Origin of the sequence: Streptomyces adelaidensis (assembly GCF_016598475.1) — a bacterium.
Lineage (GTDB): Bacteria > Actinomycetota > Actinomycetes > Streptomycetales > Streptomycetaceae > Streptomyces > Streptomyces adelaidensis.
The window spans coordinates 33,719-51,623 of record NZ_JAEMUX010000022.1 but is presented as its reverse complement, the minus strand read 5'-3'; the positions used below and the strand labels follow the sequence as shown (position 1 = coordinate 51,623).

Genomic DNA, 17,905 nt, shown 5'->3' with positions numbered 1-17,905 from the left:
CGCGCTGCCTCCCGGGCGGGCCGTCTCGTCCGCACCAAAAACTAGCCCTGATAGTTTTCGGGCACCAGAGTGTCGGGGAGTGAGGCAGGACTCGTCACCGACACCGGGCCGGATCGCGGCCTCAGAAGTCGACCCGCGTGGAGTCGTCGACCCGCGCCACCGCCTCCTGCCCGAACTCCTTCCGGTAGTCGCCGCGGATCTCCTCGATCTTCCGGTCGCCCGCGGCGGCCGCCCGCACGGGATACAGCAGGATCAGCTCGTACGACCGCTCCTTCTCGATCGTCCCGCTCGCGTCCCGCCACTGCCCGCGCCCCTCCTGCACGGTCAGCCCGTCCGGGAAACCCGGCGTGACCTCCCGGTCGACGAACTCCGTGAACTGCTCGTCGGTGACCGCCGGCCCACCGTCGGGCCGCTCGGTGCCGAAGAAGAGCCGCGTCTCGATGTACGGGGTCCCGCGCGCCGGGGCGACCACGGAACCGGTGGTGCCGGCGGAACCCGGGGAACCCGCGCTGCCGGTGGAACCGTCCTCGGCGAGTGTGGCGTAGGCGGTCGGGGCGCAGGCGGCGAGCAGACAGACGGCGGCCGCTACGGCGACTCGGGTGCGGGCGCGAGTGGGGGCGGGGGTGGGGGTGCGGGTGGGGGTGCGGGTGGAGGCGGCCGCGGCTTGGCGGTTTCGGATGAAGTGGAAGATCATGCCTCCACCTCTAGCGGGGTGACCGGCTCCGGGCGGGTCGGCCGCGCCGGGGACGGGCCGCGCGTGCGCCCGTACGCCCCCGTCGCTTGCCGAGGCACACGATCCGCGCTCCGCGCGCCGGTTCACGTCGTGCGCGCGGGTCCCCGGGTCGCGGTGAGGTGGGCGAAGACGACGACATTGCTCGCGTACCCCTTCCGCCGGTCGTACGCGCCGCCGCAGGTGATCAGGCGCAGTTCGGGGCGGTCGCGGGGGCCGTACACCACCTTGTCGGGGAAGCGGGCCTTCTCGTACGTCTTCACGGCGTCCACGGTGTAGACGGCGGTGCGGCCGTCGGTGCGCCGGACCTCCACGATGCGGCCGGGCTTGATCATCTCCAGCGCGGCGAAGACGGCGGGGCCCGTCCGGGTGTCCCGGTGCCCGACGACCACCGCGGTGCCGGGCCCGCCGGGTGCGGGGCCCTCCGCGTACCAGCCGACCAGTTTCGGATCGTCGTCCGGAGGCGCGGGCAGCCGCCGTTGGCGGTCGAGGCGGAGCTCCATGACCGGGGCCCTGATGCCGAGGTAGCGGATGTCGAGGGTCTTCGCCGGGGAGGGCGGGAGCGTACGCGGCCCGGCGGGTCGCCGCGGTGCGGGGCGCGGCGGCTCGGCCGGCCTGGTGGGGGTGGGCCGCACGGGCTTGGCGGGCGTCGGCCGCGCCGACTTCGTGGGGGCCGGACTCCCCCGCTCGGGCCGCTCCGCTCGCCCGGTGGGTTTGGTGCTCGGGGACGCGGAGCGTGAGGGCGGATCAGGTGGCGGGGGTGTGAAGTACAGGGGCGCCGGGGCGCGCGGTGCCCCCGCACCACGCGCCTGCGTGCCACGTCCCCCCGTGTCGGCCCCGGTCCGTTCGCCGTTCTGCGCCCAGTGGACGCCGCCCACCACCAGCGCGACGGTCATGACGACCGTCCGCGTCAGGCGGTAGGCGCGCGTCCGGTACCAGGGCCTCGGCCGGCGTCTACGCGGCGCCATCGGCGCGGCGACGGCGCAGCCGCAGGTAGGCCACCGCGCCGACCGCGGCGAGACCGACGGCGGCGGCGCCGGCGACCGGCGAGAAGTCCTGGGTCATGGCGAGACCGCCGCCGCCTGCCGGGGGGCCGCCGTTGGGGCCGGCGGGCGGGCACTCGACCTTGAAGACCTTCTGCTTGCCCGCGCCCCGGTCCGGCACCTGGTCCTGGTTCTCGTCGATCATCCAGGTCAGCCTGTACTGCCCGCTGGGGAGCCGCAGTTGGCCCTGGGGCATCACGGGCGGGGTGTAGCCGGTGCCGCGGGCGAGCGTGATGGAGCCCGCCGCAAGGGCCGGGGCGGCCGGGACAGGGGGCTGGTTGTCGATGCGCCAGCTGATCCTCTGCACCGTGTCGAAGTTGAAGGCGGCGAGGTAGAAGTCGCAGACCTTGGGCTGGTTGCGCTTGTTGTCGTACGGAAAGCCCACTTTGTGGATCTTGACGTCGCCGTTGTCACCCGGCGCGGCGACGGCGGTCGGTGCCATGATCAGGGTGGCTCCCGTGGCGGTGAGTGTCGCGAGGACGGCGGCACTCGCGCGCGCTCCGGCGCGACGGGGGCGGGACGAGGTGGGCATGCGGGACCTCCGAGTCAGGTGATTGTCATACAAATCACGCTTTCACCCGACTCTCTGTCAGATCACCTGGGGCGCGGTGGAAGCCGCGCCTCACGCCCTGTCAGATATCCCTCTTCCGGCCCAAACTCGCCCACGAACGGGAGCCCCCCGCCACCCCCTCCTTCCGGCCCCTCCCCCGTTCCGGCCCGCCCGGCGAACGCAACGCGATCCCCGACGACACGAGCAGCAGCGCCCCCAGCATCACGAACGGCGCCGCCACCCCCGCGACCCCGGCGATGAGCCCCGCGGCGGCCGGCGCCCCGGCCTGCCCGAGCCGGTTCCCCGTCAGCCGCAGCGCGAGGGCGGTGGAGCGGGCGTCGTCCGGCGCGGCCTGCACCACCGTCGTCATGGACAGCGGCTGCCCGACGCCCAGACAGAATCCGAGGGCGGCGAGGATCAGGGCCAGCCCCCACACCGGCACCGGCAGCGGGATCCCGGCGCACAGCACGGCCCCCAGCGCACAGGTGACGGTGAGCAGCGCGGTGCGGCCGAGCAGCCGCAGCATGGGTGTCATCACCAGGCGGCACGCGATGGTGGCCGCCGCGCGCAGACTCAGCAGTACGCCGATCACCGAGGGCGCGATACCCCGGTCCTCGCCGACCACCGGCAGATACGCGGTGAGGATGTCGGTCGCCGACAGCACGGCGAGGCTGATGAAGATGCCTCCCGGGACGCCACGGGCGCGCAGTATGCGGTGCACGGGCACCCGCCCGCCCCGCGCGGTACGGGACCCGGGCTCGACGGGACGCTCTGTCCGCCACAGCGAGGTGACCGCCACCGCCGCCCCCGCACCCGCCACGACCAGCGCCAGGGCGCTCGTACGGGCCATGTCCTCGCCGCCGATCAGGGCGCCCGCGGCGATCGGGCCGACCAGCTGGCCGAGGGAGGCACCGATGGTGAAGTGGCCGAAGTTGCGGTCGTGTTCGTGCGGGGCGGACTGGCGGGCCACCAGCGACTGGGCGCCGATGACGAAGGAGAGATGGCCGAGGCCCATCACGCCGCTCCACGCGGCCATCGCCACCAGGGAGTTGGCCAGGCCGCTCATGACGCAGCCACCGGATATGAGGACCACGCCCACGGGCAGCAGGGGTGCGCACCGGCCCTGGTCGGTCCGGCGGCCGAGCGGTACGGCGGCGAACAGCGGGAGCAGGGCGTAGACCCCCGCGATCACGCCGACCGCCCGCTCGTCGGCGCCCAACGCGAGGGCCCGGTAGGACACGGCGGGCCGGGCCATCGACACCGCCCCCTGCGCGAAGCTGAAGGCGATGACGAGGCGGAGCAGCCAGCCGCGGTTCCTACCGGGCCTCACGATGTGGTCCTCCTGGGCGGAAGTTCACTGCGGTACAGGGGAGTCGGGTTCCACGGTCAGATGATGCCGAACAGGATGCCAGCGCCGAGGATGAGCAGCGAGGTCGCCGCCGCCCACTTCACCACGAACCTCGTGTGGTCGCCGAACTCCACCTTGGCCATACCCACCAGCACGTACACGGCCGGCACCAGCGGGCTGGACATGTGCAGCGGCTGGCCGACGAGCGAGGCGCGGGCGATCTCCAGCGGGGAGACGCCGTGGGCGGCGCCGGCCTCGGCGAGGACCGGCAGGACGCCGAAGTAGAAACCGTCGTTGGACATGAAGTAGGTGAGCGGCAGGCTCAGGAAGCCGGTGACGAGGGCCATGTGCGGGCCCATGCCGGCCGGGATGCCGTCGACGATCCACTTGGCCATGGAGTCGACCATGCCGGTGCCCTGGAGGACGCCGGTGAAGACGGCGGCGGCGAAGACCATGCCGGAGACGTTGAGGACGTTGTCGGCGTGGGCGGCGAGCCGGGCCTTCTGGTCGGGGATGTTGGGGAAGTTGACCGTCAGGGCGAGCGCGGCGCCGAGCAGGAACAGCACCGGGATCGGCAGCACCTCCATGATCATGGAGGTGAGGAGTGTCACCGTGAGCAGGGCGTTGAACCAGTACAGCTTGGGGCGCAGCGTCGGCCGGTTCGGGTCCAGGCCCTGGAGGCGGACGTCGTCCTCTTCCTCGTCGTCGTTCCCTGGGGCGTCGGTGCCGGAGCCCGCGCCGCCGGAGGTCTTGGCGGTACGCGCGGTGCCGTCGCCCGAGCCGCCGGAAGCAGCGGACGCGCCGGCGGCACCGGAGGCGCCGACCAGCACGGTCTCGGTCTCGGTGGCGGTGTCGTCGACGGTCTCGGTGGCGGTCGACTCGGTCTCCTGGCGCTCCTTCTCCAGCACGTCGGCCAGGCTGAGCACGCCGAGGCGCTTGCGCTCGCGGAGGCCGAGGGCGTACGAGAGGACGATCACGCCGGCCAGGCCGACCAGGAGCGCCGGGATCATCGGGACGAAGATGTCGCCCGCGTCGAGCTTGAGCGCGGTGGCGGCGCGGGCGGTCGGGCCGCCCCAGGGCAGCGTGTTCATGACGCCGTTGGCGGTGGCGGCGACACCGGTCATCACGACGAGGCTCATCTTCAGGCGCTTGTACAGCGGGTACATCGCCGAGACCGTGATCATGAAGGTGGTGGAGCCGTCGCCGTCCAGCGAGACGATCGCGGCGAGCAGGGCCGTGCCGACGACGATGCGCAGCGGGTCGGCCTTGCAGAAGCGCAGGATGCCTCGGACGATCGGGTCGAAGAGGCCGACGTCGATCATGACGCCGAAGTAGACGATGGCGAACATCAGCATCGCGGCGGTGGGCGCGAGGGTGCCCACCCCCTCGATGACGTAGTCGCCGAGATGGGCACCCTTTCCGACGAACACGCAGAAAAGTGCCGGGATGAGCACGAGCGCCGCTATCGGCGACATCTTCTTCAGCATGATCAGGACCAGGAAGGTCGCGATCATTCCGAAGCCGAGGATGGTCAACATGTGTGGATACCTAACGTTCGCCCTTGAACTCCCACCAGGGCACCGGCGGTGCGACGACGTTAGGGCGGCTCCACAAGCGTTAACAAGATGTTGACATGCGAGCAATAAGCGCAGAACTCCAGGTCACAGCGTTGCGCCTGCTCGGGCGAGGGTGACGGGGATGCCGTTGAGCACCGCGTTGCCCGACAGCGGGTCGAGCAGCGAGCCGTCGAGGAGCTGGTTGACGTTGACTCCGGGGTCGACCGCGGCGTGGCTCATCCGGGTGCCGGGCCGGTCGTGTCCCCAGCCGTGCGGGAGGCTCACGACGCCCTGCCGGACGACGTCGGTGACCTCGACGGGAGCGGTGACCTCTCCCCCGGCGCCCTTGATCCGTACGGCGTCCCCGTCGGCGAGTCCGAGGCGGCCGGCGTCGTGGGGGTGGATGTGGAGGGTGCAGCGGTTGGTTCCGCCGGTGAGGGCGGGGATGTTGTGCAGCCAGCTGTTGTTGGACCGCAGATGGCGGCGGCCGATGAGGACGAGCCCGGCCGGGCGTTCCCGCAGGGCGGTGCGCAGCCGCGGAAGGTCGCCGACGATCGGCGCGGGCAGCAGTTCGATCTTGCCGCTCGCAGTCTTCAACGGCTGCGGCAGGCGCGGCCGGAGCGGTCCGAGGTCGATGCCGTGCGGGTGGGCGAGCAGTTTCGCCAGGCTCAGCCCGTCCGGCCGGGCGCCGAAGCCGTCGCCGTACGGGCCGAGGCGCAGCATCATGTCGAGTCGGCGCTCGGGGCCGTCCGCACCCGTCAGCCGGTCGGCGAGTTCGCGCGGGTCTCGGCCGTGGACGGGTGAGTGGGGCTCCTTCACGGACTTGCCCAGGGTCTGGTCGATGACCATGGTGTCGACGGCGGCCGGGTCGGCGCCGTGCATGCCGGTGGCGGCGAGGACGAGGCGCGCGAGGATCTCGGTCTCGGGTATGCGCCCGGCTTCCAGGGGCACGGCGGCGCGGTTGTAGCGGACCTGGTTGCGCACGGCCAGGGCGTTGAGCGCGAAGTCGTGGTGCGGGGCCTGGGAGGGCGGGGGCGGCGGCAGGACGACGTCGGCGTGGCGGGCCGTCTCGCCCAGGTACGGGTCGACGCTGACCATGAAGTCCAGGGAGTCGAGGGCCTTGTCGAGGCGGTCGCCGTCGGGTGCGGAGAGCACGGGGTTGGCGGCGACGGTGATGAGGGCGCGGATCGGGCTGCCCTCGGGGGTGGCGGTGTCGATCTCCTCGGCGAGCGCGGCCAGCGGCAGTTCGCCCTTGGCCTCGGGGTGGCCGCTCACCCGGCTGTGCCAGCGGCCGAGGCCGAAGCCGCGGCCGGGTCCGGCGGGCCGGGGTGTCTTGTCGGTCGCGGAGTGCGGGAAGAGGGCGCCGCCGGGCCGGTCGAGGTTGCCGGTGAGGATGTTGAGCACGTCGACCAGCCAGCTGGCGAGGGTGCCGTGCGGGACGGTGCAGCTGCCGATGCGGCCGTAGACGGCGGCGGTCGGCGCGGCGGCCAGTTCCTGGGCGAGCGCGCGGATGGTGGAGGCGTCGACGTCGCAGGCCCCGGCGACCGCCTCGGGGCTGAACTCCCGTACGGCGTCGGCGAGTTCCTCGACGCCAAGGACGTGCGGGGCGAGGTCCCCCAGGTCGACGAGGCCGTCCTCGAAGAGGACGTGCGCCATCGCCGCGAGCAGCAGGGCGTCGGTGCCCGGGCGGATCGCCACGTGCCGGTCGGCGAGCTTGGCTGTGCGGGTCAGGCGCGGGTCGACGACGGTGAGGGTGCCGCCGCGCGCCTTGAGGGCCTTGAGCTTGCCGGGGAAGTCGGGGGCGGTGCACAGACTGCCGTTGGACTCCAGGGGGTTGGCGCCGAGGAGAAGCAGGTGGTCGGTGCGGTCGAGGTCGGGTACGGGGATGGCCTGGGCGTCGCCGTAGAGCAGTCCGCTGGAGACGTGTTTGGGCATCTGGTCGACGGTGGAGGCGGTGAACAGGCTGCGGGTGCCGAGGCCGGCGAGGAGGACGGGCGGGTAGAGGGCGCCGGCCACGGTGTGGACGTTCGGGTTGCCGAGGACGATGCCGACGGCGTTCGGTCCGTGCGCCTCGACGACGGGCCGGAGGCCGGCGGCGACGGCGTCGAAGGCCTCCGCCCAGGTGGCTTCCCGCAGTTCGCCGTCCTTGCGGACCAATGGGGTGCGGAGCCGGTCCGGGTCCCCGTCGGCCGCGCCGAGCGAGGCGCCCTTCGGGCAGATGAACCCCTTGCTGAAGACGTCGTCCCGGTCGCCGCGGGCCTTGGTGATCCGGGTGCCCTCGATGGTGAGGGTGAGCCCGCAGGTCGCCTCGCAGAGCGGGCAGACGCGCAGGGCGGTGCGGGAGTCGGTGGTGGCGGACACGGGTCCTCCCGGAGGACGGCGGCGACGATGACGCTCGGACGGGGGCCGCGCGCGACGGCACGCGGCACCGAGCCGAGCATACCGACCGGTATGCAGGAGCGGGAGGGTCGAGCGGGGTCGGGAAGATGTCGAGCCCGGTCGGGAAAGCGTCGAGCCGGGTCCGGAATGCGTCGAGCGAGGTCGGGAAGTTCAGTCCAGTACGCGCGCCAGATACGCCCGCAGCAGCTCCCGCATCTCCTGGATGATCCGCGCGTCGCCCTCCGGGGAGACCCGGAAGGCCAGGTGGACGAGGGTGTCGGCGGTCTCGACGGCGATGAGGAAGGTGCGGCGGAGGTCCTCGTCGGGGGTGCGGTCGATATACGCGGAGAGCAGTTCGGACAGGCGGTCGGCGACCCGGTGGTTGGGTTCCTGGCGGCGGCCGCCGACCGGGATCTGGTTGCCGAAGTCGATGAGGGCGAAGCCGGGGGCGTTGCGCTTCATGTCGAGGTACTCGTCGAGGACGGCGTCCATGGCGGTGCGCCAGTCCCGGCCGCCCGTCGTCTGGAGACGGCGGGTGACGCGGTCGGTGAAGCGGTCGAGGTTGCGCTCGGCGAGCGCGTCGGCCATCGCGCGCTTGTTGCCGAAGAAGCGGTAGACGGAGCCGATGGGCACGCCCGCGCGCAGCGCGACGGCGCGGGTGCTCAGCGCGTCGTACCCCACCTCGTCGAGGAGGTCGGCGCAGGCGTCGAGGATCCTGGTCAGTCGTTCGGCACTGCGCCGCTGCACGGGTGCGCGGCGCAAGGAGGTCGCCTGGGACACGGGCTTCATGATGCCTTTCCGCCGAGGTCCGATCAGGGGGGCACACCCCCCACCCTTCCGAATATCAGTACGGCCGGTACCGCCGCTCCCGCTCAGCGGTGGAATGTGGCGGACGTTGCACATCCGCACGTCCACGCCCTGCCGGGAGACTAGAGCACCGCACTGACAAGACGGATCCCCTCCAGGTCTGGTTCTCCCCTTCCGGCCGATGCACCCGTTCTGCCGACGCCCTGGAGGCGTCCGGTTGCCGACCCACCCCGCGACGCCGTCCGCCTCGCCGTCCCCTTGCGCCCACCCCACACGAATCCTACGGTGAAGCATAGGAATCAGGAGTGGGAGAGATGCGAGGGAGCGGCATGAGCGGGGACGCGAGGAAGACGGCCGAAGGGCTGGAGTATCTCTCCGGTTTCGGCAACGAACACGCCTCGGAGGCCGTCCCGGGCGCGCTGCCGCACGGCCGCAACTCCCCGCAGCGCGCCCCGCTCGGCCTGTACGCGGAACAGCTCAGCGGCACCGCGTTCACCGAACCGAGGGCCCACAACCGCCGCTCGTGGCTCTACCGCGTCCGCCCGTCGGCCGCCCACCCCGCCTTCACACGCACCGACAACGGCGCCCTGCGCACGGCCCCCTTCACGGAGACGGTCCCCGACCCCAACCGCCTCCGCTGGAACCCGCTCCCGGAGCCCCCGCCGGGCACGGACTTCGTCGGCGGCCTGTGGACCCTGGGCGGCAACGGCGACGCGGCCCGGCGCACCGGCATGGCCGTGCACCTCTATCACGCCGATTCCGCCATGGAGCGGGTCTTCAGCGACGCGGACGGCGAACTGCTGATCGTCCCGGAGCACGGCGCCCTCCTGCTGCGCACGGAGTTCGGCCTGCTCCACGCGGCACCGGGCGAGGTCGCCCTGATCCCCCGCGGCGTCCGCTTCCGCGTCGACCTCCTGGACGGCACCGCCCGCGGCTACGTCTGCGAGAACTACGGCGCCCTCCTCCGCCTCCCCGACCTCGGCCCGATCGGCGCCAACGGCCTGGCGAACGCCCGTGACTTCCGGGCGCCGGTGGCCGCGTACGAGGACGTCGAGGGCCCGGTGGAGGTGGTGAACAAGTTCTGCGGGAACCTCTGGACGGCCACCTACGACCATTCACCGCTCGATGTGGTCGCCTGGCACGGCAACTACCTGCCGTACGTCTACGACCTGCGCCGTTTCAATGTCCTCGGGACCATCTCGTACGACCATCCGGACCCGTCGATCTTCACGGTGCTGACGTCTCCGTCGGACACTCCGGGCCTGGCCGGGGTGGACTTCGTGGTGTTCGCGCCACGCTGGCTGGTGGGTGAGGACACCTTCCGGCCGCCGTACTTCCACCGGAACGTGATGAGCGAGTACATGGGTCTGATCGAGGGCGCGTACGACGCGAAGGCGGAGGGTTTCGTGCCCGGCGGGGGTTCGCTGCACCCGATGATGTCGGCGCACGGCCCCGACCGGGAGACGTTCGACCGGGCGAGCTCGGCGGAGCTGCGGCCCCAGCGGGTCGACGACGGGCTGGCCTTCATGTTCGAGACACGCTGGCCGATCCTCACGACCGCGCAGGCGGCCCGGGCCGAGCATCTGCAACAGGGGTACGACGACGTGTGGTCCGGGCTCCGGCGCCACTTCGGCGCGCCTTGAATGGCGTTCGCCTCCGGGGCGCCCCTACGGCTCACCATTGCGCTGAACGCCCCCGACCGGTACGGATACCGTCGTGACCTCCTTCGCCCCGGACTCGCTCGTCCTGAACCGCAAGCTGCCCCTCTGGTATCAGGTCTCGCAGTCCCTGCGCGCCTCGATACTGGGCCGGTCGCCCCGGGACCCGCTGCGGCTGCCCACCGAGGAGCAGTTGGCCGGGCACTACGGGGTGAGTGTGCTGACCATGCGGCAGGCGCTGAAGGAGCTGGAGGTCGAGGGGCTGATCACCCGGCACCGCCGGCGCGGCACGTTCATCGAGCCGAGCGCGCGGCGGGGCTCGCCGGTGCGGCTGCTCGGCTCGGTGGACGCGATCGTGGCCCAGCAGTCGGGCATGACGACCGAGCTGCTGGAGCAGGGCAGCGCCCCTGCGTCGGGTGAACTCTCGGAGTACTTCCCCGACTTGACGGAGGTGGCCACGTACCACCGGCTGCGCGGCGACGCGAAGACGGGCGAGCCCACCAACCACGCCCGCAACTACGTCCGCCCCGAGCTGGCCGCGCGCATCGACCGTGACGATCTGATCCGCTGGCCGATGACCAAGGTGCTCCGGGACGTCGTGGGCGTGGCCATCAGCCGCATCACCGACACCGTCGAGGCCCGCCTCGCCGACCCGGAGACGGCCCGCCTCCTCCAGGTCCCCCTGCTCAGCCCGATCCTGCACTACACGGGCGTCACCTACGACGAGTCCGGCCGCGTCCTGGACGTGGCCGTCATCCACTACCGGGGCGACCGCTTCTCCTTCACCGTCTCCCTCGACGCCCACTGACGAGGCCGTACGATGCCCAGCGTGACGCACGACGACGCTCCGCCGCTCGCGGACCTCATGCCGTGGTCGGTCGCACCGCCCCGGCTGGGCCGGGGGTGGCCGACGGCTCCCGACGCGGCGTCCCTGAAGGCCCGCTGGGACGCGCTGGTGAAGGCCGAGGGCCCGGACCGCGAGACCCTGTTCGGCCCCTCGCGTTCCCGCACGCTCACCTCGGCGGTGACCCAGTTGCCGGGCCGGTCCGGCGGTACGGGCCGGCTGGCGCGTGAGTCGGGCCCCTGCCCCGAGCCGGTACGGGTCCTGGCCGCCCCCTTCGACGAGCAGTGGCTGATCCCCGACCACCGCCTGATCGACTCCGCCCGCCCCGAACTGTGGCGGGTGGCGGACGAGCGGCAGGTGTTCGTGGTCGAGCAGGCCGCCGCCCCTGAGTCCTCGGGACCGGTACTCCTCGCCTCCCCCGTCCTGCCGCTGACCCCGCCCCATGGCCCACGCTTCGGCAGAGTCCGCCCGCTGTACCGCCGCCCGGGCGGCGTGGAGCCGAATCTGGCGCCGGGGCTGCCCGAGCACATCGGGGAGCGGCTCGGCACCGGCCCCGCCGGTCCTCTCGACGTCCTCGCCTGGGTTCTGGCGGCCGCGCGGCCGGGCCCCCACGGCATCGAAGTACCTCTCACGTCCGACCCGGAGACCTGGGCGCACGGCGTCGAGACCGGCCGCCGCGTCCTCCGGCTCACGCACCGGAACGGGGACCGCCCCAAACTCCCCGGCGGCCGCCGGCCCTACGTCCGCGCCCCGCTCCCGCCCCGCCCCCTCGAACTCCTCTACGACCGCGAGGAGGAGTCCCTCCTCGTCGGCGACGGCCGCGTCTCCCCCGTACCGGCGGACTCCTGGGACTTCCACGTGGGCGGGGTCCGCGTCCTCCAGGAATGGTTCGACCGCCGCACGGAGACCGCCGAGCCGGGCACGCTGGAGGCGGTACGCCCGACGAGCTGGCCGCAGACCTGGACGTCGGAGCTGCTGGAGCTGATCACGGCGCTGGCCCTGCTGGCAGAACTGAGGCCGAGGCAGGCCGAGCTGACCGTACGGGAAGCGATCACGACGGCGGACCTGCGCAAGGCGGGCGTACTCCCCGTCCCGGACGCGGCCCGTAAGCCCGCCACGGTACTGGACCACCACGAGGAGGGCCCGGAAGGCCAGTTCACTCTCCTCTGACTCCTCCGAGAAGGCCGCGCCAAGGGCCGCGGGGAACCGCGCGACAAGCCCCCACCGGACCCGCGGCCGCCCACCACCGCAAGCACCACCCCCTACGGCGCGAAAGAATCCAGCACCCTCCCGAGCATCCACTCGAACACGGCCTCCAGATCGATCGGCCCCGAGTCCTCCGTGAACGCCGCCGCCAGCCTCGGATAGGCCCCGCTCGCGATCTGCCCCCCGAGGTACGCCCCCCGCACCGCGTTCTCCCGCTCCTGCGACCACGGCAGCGACCGCACCCGCTCAGCCGTGGCCAGCTCGTTCGCGACGTACGTCGTCACGCACCCGTTCAGCATCCCGAGGAGCTGCATCTTCGCCCCGTACGGCGCGTCTAGCGGATCCATGCAGGCCAGGCAGTGCTCCAGATACCGCAGCGCGTTGGGGCTGAACCCGTACACCGGTGACATCAGCCTCGGCAGCCACGGGTGGCGGCGCATCAGCTGACGCGTCTGGTGGGCCACCCGCCGCATGTCGGCCCGCCAGTCCCCGCTGGGCTCCCACAGTTCGTGCTCAGCGCCGATCGCGTCGACCATCAGCTCGTACAGGTCTTCCTTGCGCGGCACGTAGTTGTACAGCGACATCGTGCCGCAGCCCAGCTCGGCCGCGACGTGCCGCATCGACACCGCGTCGAGGCCGCCCGCGTCGGCGAGCCGCACGGCCGCCGCCGCGATGTCCGCGCGACTGAACGCGGGCCTGGGGCCTCGGCCGGTGCGCTCGGGGCGCGCCCAGATCACTTCGGGTACGGCCGCTCGGCCAGCCATCGATCATCACCTCGGCCACCATCCTAGTTACGTACACCGTACGTAATGCGCTATGGTCGCACCATGACTACTACGTACGCTGTACTTAGTGAGGGTCTGGAGAAGCGTTTCGGGGACGTCCATGCCGTCCGGGGCCTCGATCTGGCCGTGGCGGAGGGCGCGGTGGTCGGGATGCTCGGCCCGAACGGGGCGGGCAAGACGACGGCCGTACGGCTGCTGGCGACACTGCTGCGGCCGGACGCGGGCTCGGCGCGGATCGCGGGGCACGACCTCGTGCGTGAGCCGGGGGCGGTCCGGCGGTCGATCGGGGTGACCGGGCAGTACGCGTCGGTGGACGGGGACCTCACGGGCCGGCAGAACCTGCGGCTGTTCGCACGGCTGCACCGCGTCCGCGACACGGCGGCCCGCGCGACCGAACTTCTCGACCGGTTCGGCCTGACCGAGGCCGCCGACCGGCCGGCCTCCACCTACTCGGGCGGCATGCGCCGCCGGCTCGACCTGGCGGCGAGCCTGATCCGGCACCCGGCGGTGCTCTTCCTCGACGAGCCCACCACCGGGCTCGACCCGGTCAGCCGGAACCAGATCTGGGACGCCGTGGGCGCCCTGAAGGCGCGGGGCACGACCGTGCTGCTGACCACGCAGTACCTGGAGGAGGCCGACCGGCTCGCCGACCAGATCGTCCTGGTGGACCGGGGCCGGATCGCCCACAGCGGCTCGCCGCCCCAGCTCAAGGCGCTGATCGGCTCGTACGCGGAGGTCGTCGTCACCCACCCGGACGCCATGACGAGGGCGGCCGGCGTCCTGGACCGACTCACCGGCGCGGAACCCTCGTTCGACCACGAGCGGCATGCCGTCGGCGTGGTCAGCGTCGACCCGACGCTGACCCTCCCCCGGCTCGTCCGCGAACTCGACGCGGCGGGCGTGCCGTTGGTCGACGCGAGCCTGCGCCCGCCGACCCTCGACGACGTGTTCCTGCGGCTCACCGAGGGGACGGCGACCGATCTCAGCGACCTCAAGGAGCGTGCGGCATGAGCGCGTTGGCGTACGACGGCACGGCGATGCTCGGCCGCCAGCTGCGGCGGGTCCGGAACAACCCGGGGCTGCTGATCCTCACCCAGACCATGCCGATCTCGATGCTGTTGTTCTTCGGGTACGTGTTCGGCAGCGCCCTCGCGGTGCCCGGCGAGGAGTACCGGCGGTTCCTGGTGCCCGGTCTGCTGGTGGCGACGGCGGCCGGCGGGATCATGACCGGCATGTTCCAGGCCGCGCAGGACACCCACCGGGGCGTGATGGACCGCTTCCGGACGCTGCCGATGAGCAGGGCAGCCGTACCCCTCGGGCAGGCGGCGGCGGACGTGGTCGTCACGGCCGCCGGGACGGTGCCGTTCCTGCTGGTCGGGCTCGCGGTGGGCTGGCGGATCGAGGGGGGCGCGCTCGCGGCGGCCGGCGCGTTCGGGCTGTTGCTGCTGTTCCGGTTCGCGTGCGTGTGGATCGGCGTCTTCCTGGGCCTGCTCACCCGCAACGAGGACGCGGCCGGCCAGCTGGGCGGCGCGACCTTCCTGCTGCCGCTGCTGTCCAACGCGTACATCCCGACCGAGGGGCTGCCGGGCTGGCTGCGCACGGTCGCCGAGTGGAACCCGATCAGCGCGGTCACGACGGCCCTGCGCGACCTGTTCGGCAACGCGCCCGTGCCGGACGGCGCCGCCTGGCCGGTGGCCCACCCGGTCGCCGGATCGCTGGCCTGGTGCGCCGTCCTGCTCCTGGTGTTCGTGCCGCTCGCCGTCCGCACCTACGCCGCCGGGCCCAAGTGACCCCCGGCCCGCCCGGCGGGCGGGCCGGACCCCGGTGAGCCGGGGCGGGACGCCGGGCACGTGACGCTCGGCACGCCCCGGTGACAACGGCGCCCCGCCGGGGACATGATCCACGGCATGCGCTCACTCCCCGACACCGGCGATCCCCTGCCCCTCGACGGCCTCACCGTCGTCGCCGTCGAGCAGGCCGTGGCGGCGCCCTTCGCCACCCGCCAGCTCGCCGACCTCGGCGCCCGGGTCATCAAGGTCGAGCGGGTGGACGGCGGTGACTTCGCCCGCGGCTACGACACGGCCGCGCGGGGCCTGGCCTCGCACTTCGTGTGGTGCAACCGGGGCAAGGAGTCACTGGCGCTGGATCTGAAGGACCCGCGCGGCCTGGCCCTCGTACGGCGGCTGGTGGCGGACGCGGACGTGTTCGTGCAGAACCTCGCGCACGGTGCGGCGGCCCGGCTCGGGCTGGACGCCGCCACGCTGTGCGCCGCGCACCCGCGGCTGATCGCGGTGGACATCTCGGGGTACGGGGCGTCGGGGCCGTACGCGGACAAGCGGGCGTACGACATGCTCGTGCAGTGCGAGGCCGGCCTCGTGTCGGTGACGGGGACCGAGGAGCGGCCGGTGAAGGCGGGCATCCCGGCGGCGGACATCGCCGCCGGGATGTACGCGTTCTCCGGGGTGCTCGCGGCGCTCGTCCGCCGTGGCACGACCGGGCGGGGCGGGCCGGTGGAGGTGTCGATGCTGGAGGCGCTGGCCGAGTGGATGGGGCACCCGCTGCACCACGCGATGCACGGCGGGACGCCCCCGGCACGCACGGGTCTCGCGCACGCGGTGATCGCGCCCTACGACGCCTATCCGACGGCGGACGGCGGACGGGTACTGCTGTCGGTGCAGAACGACCGGGAGTGGCGGCGGCTCGCCGTACAGGTGCTGGGGCGGCCGGAGCTGGCCGACGATCCGGCGTTCGCGACGAATCCGGCACGGGTCGAGCACCGGGCGCGTACGGACGAGCTGGTGGCGAAGGCACTGGGGGCGCTGGACGCCGACGAGGCGGTGGCGCGCCTCGATGCGGCCGGGATCGCCTGTGCGCGGCTCAGGGACGTCACTGAGGTGGCGGCGCATCCGCAGTTGGCGGCCCGCGACCGGTGGCGGGAGGTGGACTCACCGGTGGGGCCGCTCAGAGCGCTGCTGCCCCCCATCACGCTGCCGGGCGGGGACGAGGCGCGGATGGGTGCGGTGCCCGCGCTCGGGGAGCACACCGGGTCGCTGCTGCGTGCCGTGGGGATGACGGACGACGAGATCGCAGCGCTGCGCCGGGACGGCGTGGTCGCCTGAGCGCGGGCCTTCCGCGGGGAAAGCCCTTGGTGCGGTGGTGCTAGCGGCTGCCGAACAGCGTGCGGCGCAGTCGCTTCAGGGGCGCGAACAGCGAGACCCGGCCGAGGCGCGAGTCCTTGCGGCTGCTGCGCTCGTGCGGGGTGCGTGACGTTATCTCGAGCATCAGCGAGGTCGCCTCGGCTGTCTCGCGCTGTGGCACGGCAGGGCCGCTCAGCACCGAGAGATGGCGATCGAGGCGCGAACTGGTCGCGCTGCTCCCGCACGTGATCGCAGGGACTCGCGCCCTGCGCACTGTTATCTGTTCCATGTCACTCCCCACCCGCATGAGTCCACCCGGCCCGGGCAGCGTAACCATATCGCTCCGTTGGAGCACTCGGGAATCACAGTGCCGGTATTCACCTACCCCGTAGGCGTGTTGTTGATTACTCTCCGAATCCAACTGATTCCAGGGCGAGTTGGACAACCGGCTGGCTGGTGGGCTGTGCTGATCCGCCGTCGGGTTCGACGGTCACGGCGAGTGACGTGGCGTCGGTGTTCATGCCACTCGTGACCAAGGGCGTGTCGCCGTCGAAGAGCCCCAGGGAGCGCGGTTGCGCGTTGGGGCGCATGAGCCAGAGCTGATGCACCCGGCCGCCCGGGAGGTTCTCGAATCCACTGAGGCTCACGATCGCGCTCCCCTCCTCGGCGGAAGCGATCACTCCGATTCCATTGCCGCCGGTGTCCCGTTCACTGCTCGCGCGGGCGTCCGGGGCGGCGAGAACGTGGGCGATCTCACGTGTCCGGGCGCGCTCCGCCGCCAGTTGGTCCTCGGTCCGGTTCGCCTGGACGGCGAAGAGCGACGCCACGACGAGCGCGGCGGCGGCCGTGGCGGTGGCCAGCGGCGCGAACAGGGATCGCAGCCGGGGAGCGCGGGCGCGCGACCTCGGCGGCGGCTCGGTGTCCCACACATGCCGCGGCAGATGCTGGGGCCGCGCCTGGGGCGCGCTCCAGGACTGGTTCTCCTGGGGCGTGTTGCGTACGGCGGCGAAGACCCGGTCGCGCAGCGCGGCCGGCGCCTGGGCCGCCGTCGACCAGGCGAGGCGGACCGCGTCCTCGGACAGCGCGCGCACCTCGGCCGGACAGCGGTCGCAGCGCTCCAGATGTTTCTCGAAGCGGCTCCGTTCGTCGGGCTCCAGGGCGTCGAGCGCGTAGGGGGCGGCGAGCGAGTGGAGGTCCTCGCGGCGGAACAGGCTCATGCCGCACCTCCCCCGGGCACACGCGTCCCGCGCGCCGCGAGACCGAACGGGGCCTCACGTTCCACGAGGCCGATCAGGGCGCTCATGCGACTCCTCCCAGGCATTCGCGCAGCCGTGTGAGTCCGTCGCGCATACGGGTCTTGACCGTACCGAGCGGCAGGGAGAGCCGCTCGGCCACTTCTCGGTAGGTGTAGCCGTCGTAGTAGGCGAGGGTGACGGACTCGCGCTGGAGGGTGGTGAGCTTCTCCAGGCAGTGGCGCACCCACTGGCGTTCGAGGCCGGCCTCGACCTCCTCGGCGACCTGGTCGAAGGCGGTGTGGTGGTTGCGCCGCCCCTCGCGCTGCTCGCGCTCGGTGGCCGCGCGGGCGCTGCGCACCCGGTCCACCGCACGCCGGTGGGCGAGGGTGAGGACCCAGGACATCGCGCTGCCGCGGGCGGGGTCGAACCGGCCCGCGGAGCGCCAGAGTTCGAGCAGCACCTCCTGAGCCACCTCCTCCGACTGCGCGGGGTCCCGTACGACGCGGCGCACCAGCCCGAACACCGGGCCGGACACCAGGACGTACAGCTCCTCGAACGCCCGTTGGTCGCCTCCGGCCACCCGGGCCAGAAGCTTGTCCGCCTCCACTCGCTCCCCCTCGCCTCCGG

Annotated in this window: 17 protein-coding genes; 6 read left to right on the top strand and 11 right to left on the bottom strand. The window is 72.7% G+C overall.

Annotated elements, in window-relative coordinates:
* Window positions 1-121: 121 nt before the first annotated feature.
* The 7 genes from I8N67_RS15345 to I8N67_RS15315 all read right to left on the bottom strand — a co-directional run bounded on the left by I8N67_RS15345 (window position 122) and on the right by I8N67_RS15315 (window position 8,395).
* Window positions 122-694 (bottom strand): DUF3574 domain-containing protein, encoded by a 573-nt coding sequence (locus I8N67_RS15345; protein WP_200303650.1) that lies wholly within the window; start codon window positions 692-694, stop codon window positions 122-124.
* A gap of 122 nt (window positions 695-816) precedes the next feature.
* The gene (locus I8N67_RS15340) at window positions 817-1,698 is read right to left on the bottom strand and encodes a class F sortase (RefSeq protein WP_200303649.1); all 882 of its coding nucleotides are present in this window, start codon (window positions 1,696-1,698) and stop codon (window positions 817-819) included.
* Window positions 1,685-2,305, bottom strand: a complete 621-nt coding sequence (locus I8N67_RS15335) for a hypothetical protein (protein ID WP_200303648.1) — start codon at window positions 2,303-2,305, stop codon at window positions 1,685-1,687. Before I8N67_RS15335 ends, I8N67_RS15340 begins: the two co-directional genes overlap by 14 nt.
* A 100-nt stretch (window positions 2,306-2,405) precedes the next feature.
* Window positions 2,406-3,653 (bottom strand): MFS transporter, encoded by a 1,248-nt coding sequence (locus I8N67_RS15330; protein ID WP_200303647.1) that lies wholly within the window; start codon window positions 3,651-3,653, stop codon window positions 2,406-2,408.
* A 56-nt stretch (window positions 3,654-3,709) separates the two neighbouring features.
* Window positions 3,710-5,209, bottom strand: a complete 1,500-nt coding sequence (locus I8N67_RS15325; protein WP_200303646.1) for a CitMHS family transporter — start codon at window positions 5,207-5,209, stop codon at window positions 3,710-3,712.
* A gap of 123 nt (window positions 5,210-5,332) precedes the next feature.
* Window positions 5,333-7,588, bottom strand: a complete 2,256-nt coding sequence (locus I8N67_RS15320) for a molybdopterin oxidoreductase family protein (RefSeq protein WP_200303645.1) — start codon at window positions 7,586-7,588, stop codon at window positions 5,333-5,335.
* 189 nt (window positions 7,589-7,777) lie between these two features.
* Window positions 7,778-8,395, bottom strand: a complete 618-nt coding sequence (locus I8N67_RS15315; protein WP_200303644.1) for a TetR/AcrR family transcriptional regulator — start codon at window positions 8,393-8,395, stop codon at window positions 7,778-7,780.
* A 347-nt stretch (window positions 8,396-8,742) separates the two neighbouring features.
* Here I8N67_RS15315 and hmgA point away from each other — a divergent pair, with 347 nt between their 5' ends.
* From hmgA to I8N67_RS15300, 3 genes are all read left to right on the top strand, one after another.
* Entirely contained in the window at window positions 8,743-10,056 is a 1,314-nt protein-coding gene (gene hmgA, locus I8N67_RS15310; protein ID WP_200303643.1) for a homogentisate 1,2-dioxygenase, read from the top strand.
* Between the two features lie 73 nt (window positions 10,057-10,129).
* Window positions 10,130-10,879, top strand: coding sequence for a GntR family transcriptional regulator (locus I8N67_RS15305; RefSeq protein WP_200303642.1), 750 nt, complete (start codon window positions 10,130-10,132; stop codon window positions 10,877-10,879).
* A gap of 12 nt (window positions 10,880-10,891) precedes the next feature.
* Window positions 10,892-12,085, top strand: a complete 1,194-nt coding sequence (locus I8N67_RS15300; protein ID WP_200303641.1) for a type ISP restriction/modification enzyme — start codon at window positions 10,892-10,894, stop codon at window positions 12,083-12,085.
* Between the two features lie 92 nt (window positions 12,086-12,177).
* Here the strand turns inward: I8N67_RS15300 and I8N67_RS15295 are convergent, their stop codons facing one another.
* The gene (locus tag I8N67_RS15295) at window positions 12,178-12,885 is read right to left on the bottom strand and encodes a TetR/AcrR family transcriptional regulator (RefSeq protein WP_200303640.1); all 708 of its coding nucleotides are present in this window, start codon (window positions 12,883-12,885) and stop codon (window positions 12,178-12,180) included.
* Between the two features lie 63 nt (window positions 12,886-12,948).
* Between I8N67_RS15295 and I8N67_RS15290 the strand changes: the two genes are divergently transcribed.
* The 3 genes from I8N67_RS15290 to I8N67_RS15280 all read left to right on the top strand — a co-directional run bounded on the left by I8N67_RS15290 (window position 12,949) and on the right by I8N67_RS15280 (window position 16,025).
* Window positions 12,949-13,917, top strand: a complete 969-nt coding sequence (locus I8N67_RS15290) for an ATP-binding cassette domain-containing protein (protein ID WP_200303639.1) — start codon at window positions 12,949-12,951, stop codon at window positions 13,915-13,917.
* The gene (locus tag I8N67_RS15285; RefSeq protein ID WP_200303638.1) at window positions 13,914-14,696 is read left to right on the top strand and encodes an ABC transporter permease; all 783 of its coding nucleotides are present in this window, start codon (window positions 13,914-13,916) and stop codon (window positions 14,694-14,696) included. Before I8N67_RS15290 ends, I8N67_RS15285 begins: the two co-directional genes overlap by 4 nt.
* A gap of 105 nt (window positions 14,697-14,801) precedes the next feature.
* Window positions 14,802-16,025, top strand: a complete 1,224-nt coding sequence (locus I8N67_RS15280) for a CaiB/BaiF CoA transferase family protein (RefSeq protein WP_200303637.1) — start codon at window positions 14,802-14,804, stop codon at window positions 16,023-16,025.
* A 40-nt stretch (window positions 16,026-16,065) separates the two neighbouring features.
* Here I8N67_RS15280 and I8N67_RS15275 read toward each other — a convergent pair whose 3' ends face one another.
* The 3 genes from I8N67_RS15275 to I8N67_RS15265 all read right to left on the bottom strand — a co-directional run bounded on the left by I8N67_RS15275 (window position 16,066) and on the right by I8N67_RS15265 (window position 17,885).
* A complete protein-coding gene (locus I8N67_RS15275) occupies window positions 16,066-16,332 on the bottom strand; it encodes a hypothetical protein (protein ID WP_200303636.1) in 267 nt (88 codons plus the stop codon).
* A 115-nt stretch (window positions 16,333-16,447) separates the two neighbouring features.
* Window positions 16,448-17,260, bottom strand: a complete 813-nt coding sequence (locus I8N67_RS15270) for an anti-sigma factor (protein ID WP_200303635.1) — start codon at window positions 17,258-17,260, stop codon at window positions 16,448-16,450.
* 82 nt (window positions 17,261-17,342) lie between these two features.
* The gene (locus I8N67_RS15265; RefSeq protein ID WP_200303634.1) at window positions 17,343-17,885 is read right to left on the bottom strand and encodes a sigma-70 family RNA polymerase sigma factor; all 543 of its coding nucleotides are present in this window, start codon (window positions 17,883-17,885) and stop codon (window positions 17,343-17,345) included.
* Window positions 17,886-17,905 lie beyond the last annotated feature (20 nt).

Bases quoted from the DNA above. Each gene is read 5' to 3' on its own strand.
- I8N67_RS15270 (WP_200303635.1), bottom strand. From the start codon at position 17,260: ATGAGCCTGTTCCGCCGCGAGGACCTCCACTCGCTCGCCGCCCCCTAC.
- I8N67_RS15285 (WP_200303638.1), top strand. From the start codon at position 13,914: ATGAGCGCGTTGGCGTACGACGGCACGGCGATGCTCGGCCGCCAGCTG.
- I8N67_RS15280 (WP_200303637.1), top strand. From the start codon at position 14,802: ATGATCCACGGCATGCGCTCACTCCCCGACACCGGCGATCCCCTGCCC.
- I8N67_RS15340 (WP_200303649.1), bottom strand. From the start codon at position 1,698: ATGGCGCCGCGTAGACGCCGGCCGAGGCCCTGGTACCGGACGCGCGCC.
- I8N67_RS15300 (WP_200303641.1), top strand. From the start codon at position 10,892: ATGCCCAGCGTGACGCACGACGACGCTCCGCCGCTCGCGGACCTCATG.
- I8N67_RS15290 (WP_200303639.1), top strand. From the start codon at position 12,949: ATGACTACTACGTACGCTGTACTTAGTGAGGGTCTGGAGAAGCGTTTC.
- hmgA (WP_200303643.1), top strand. From the start codon at position 8,743: ATGAGCGGGGACGCGAGGAAGACGGCCGAAGGGCTGGAGTATCTCTCC.
- I8N67_RS15295 (WP_200303640.1), bottom strand. From the start codon at position 12,885: ATGGCTGGCCGAGCGGCCGTACCCGAAGTGATCTGGGCGCGCCCCGAG.
- I8N67_RS15335 (WP_200303648.1), bottom strand. From the start codon at position 2,305: ATGCCCACCTCGTCCCGCCCCCGTCGCGCCGGAGCGCGCGCGAGTGCC.
- I8N67_RS15315 (WP_200303644.1), bottom strand. From the start codon at position 8,395: ATGAAGCCCGTGTCCCAGGCGACCTCCTTGCGCCGCGCACCCGTGCAG.
- I8N67_RS15325 (WP_200303646.1), bottom strand. From the start codon at position 5,209: ATGTTGACCATCCTCGGCTTCGGAATGATCGCGACCTTCCTGGTCCTG.
- I8N67_RS15275 (WP_200303636.1), bottom strand. From the start codon at position 16,332: ATGGAACAGATAACAGTGCGCAGGGCGCGAGTCCCTGCGATCACGTGC.
- I8N67_RS15345 (WP_200303650.1), bottom strand. From the start codon at position 694: ATGATCTTCCACTTCATCCGAAACCGCCAAGCCGCGGCCGCCTCCACC.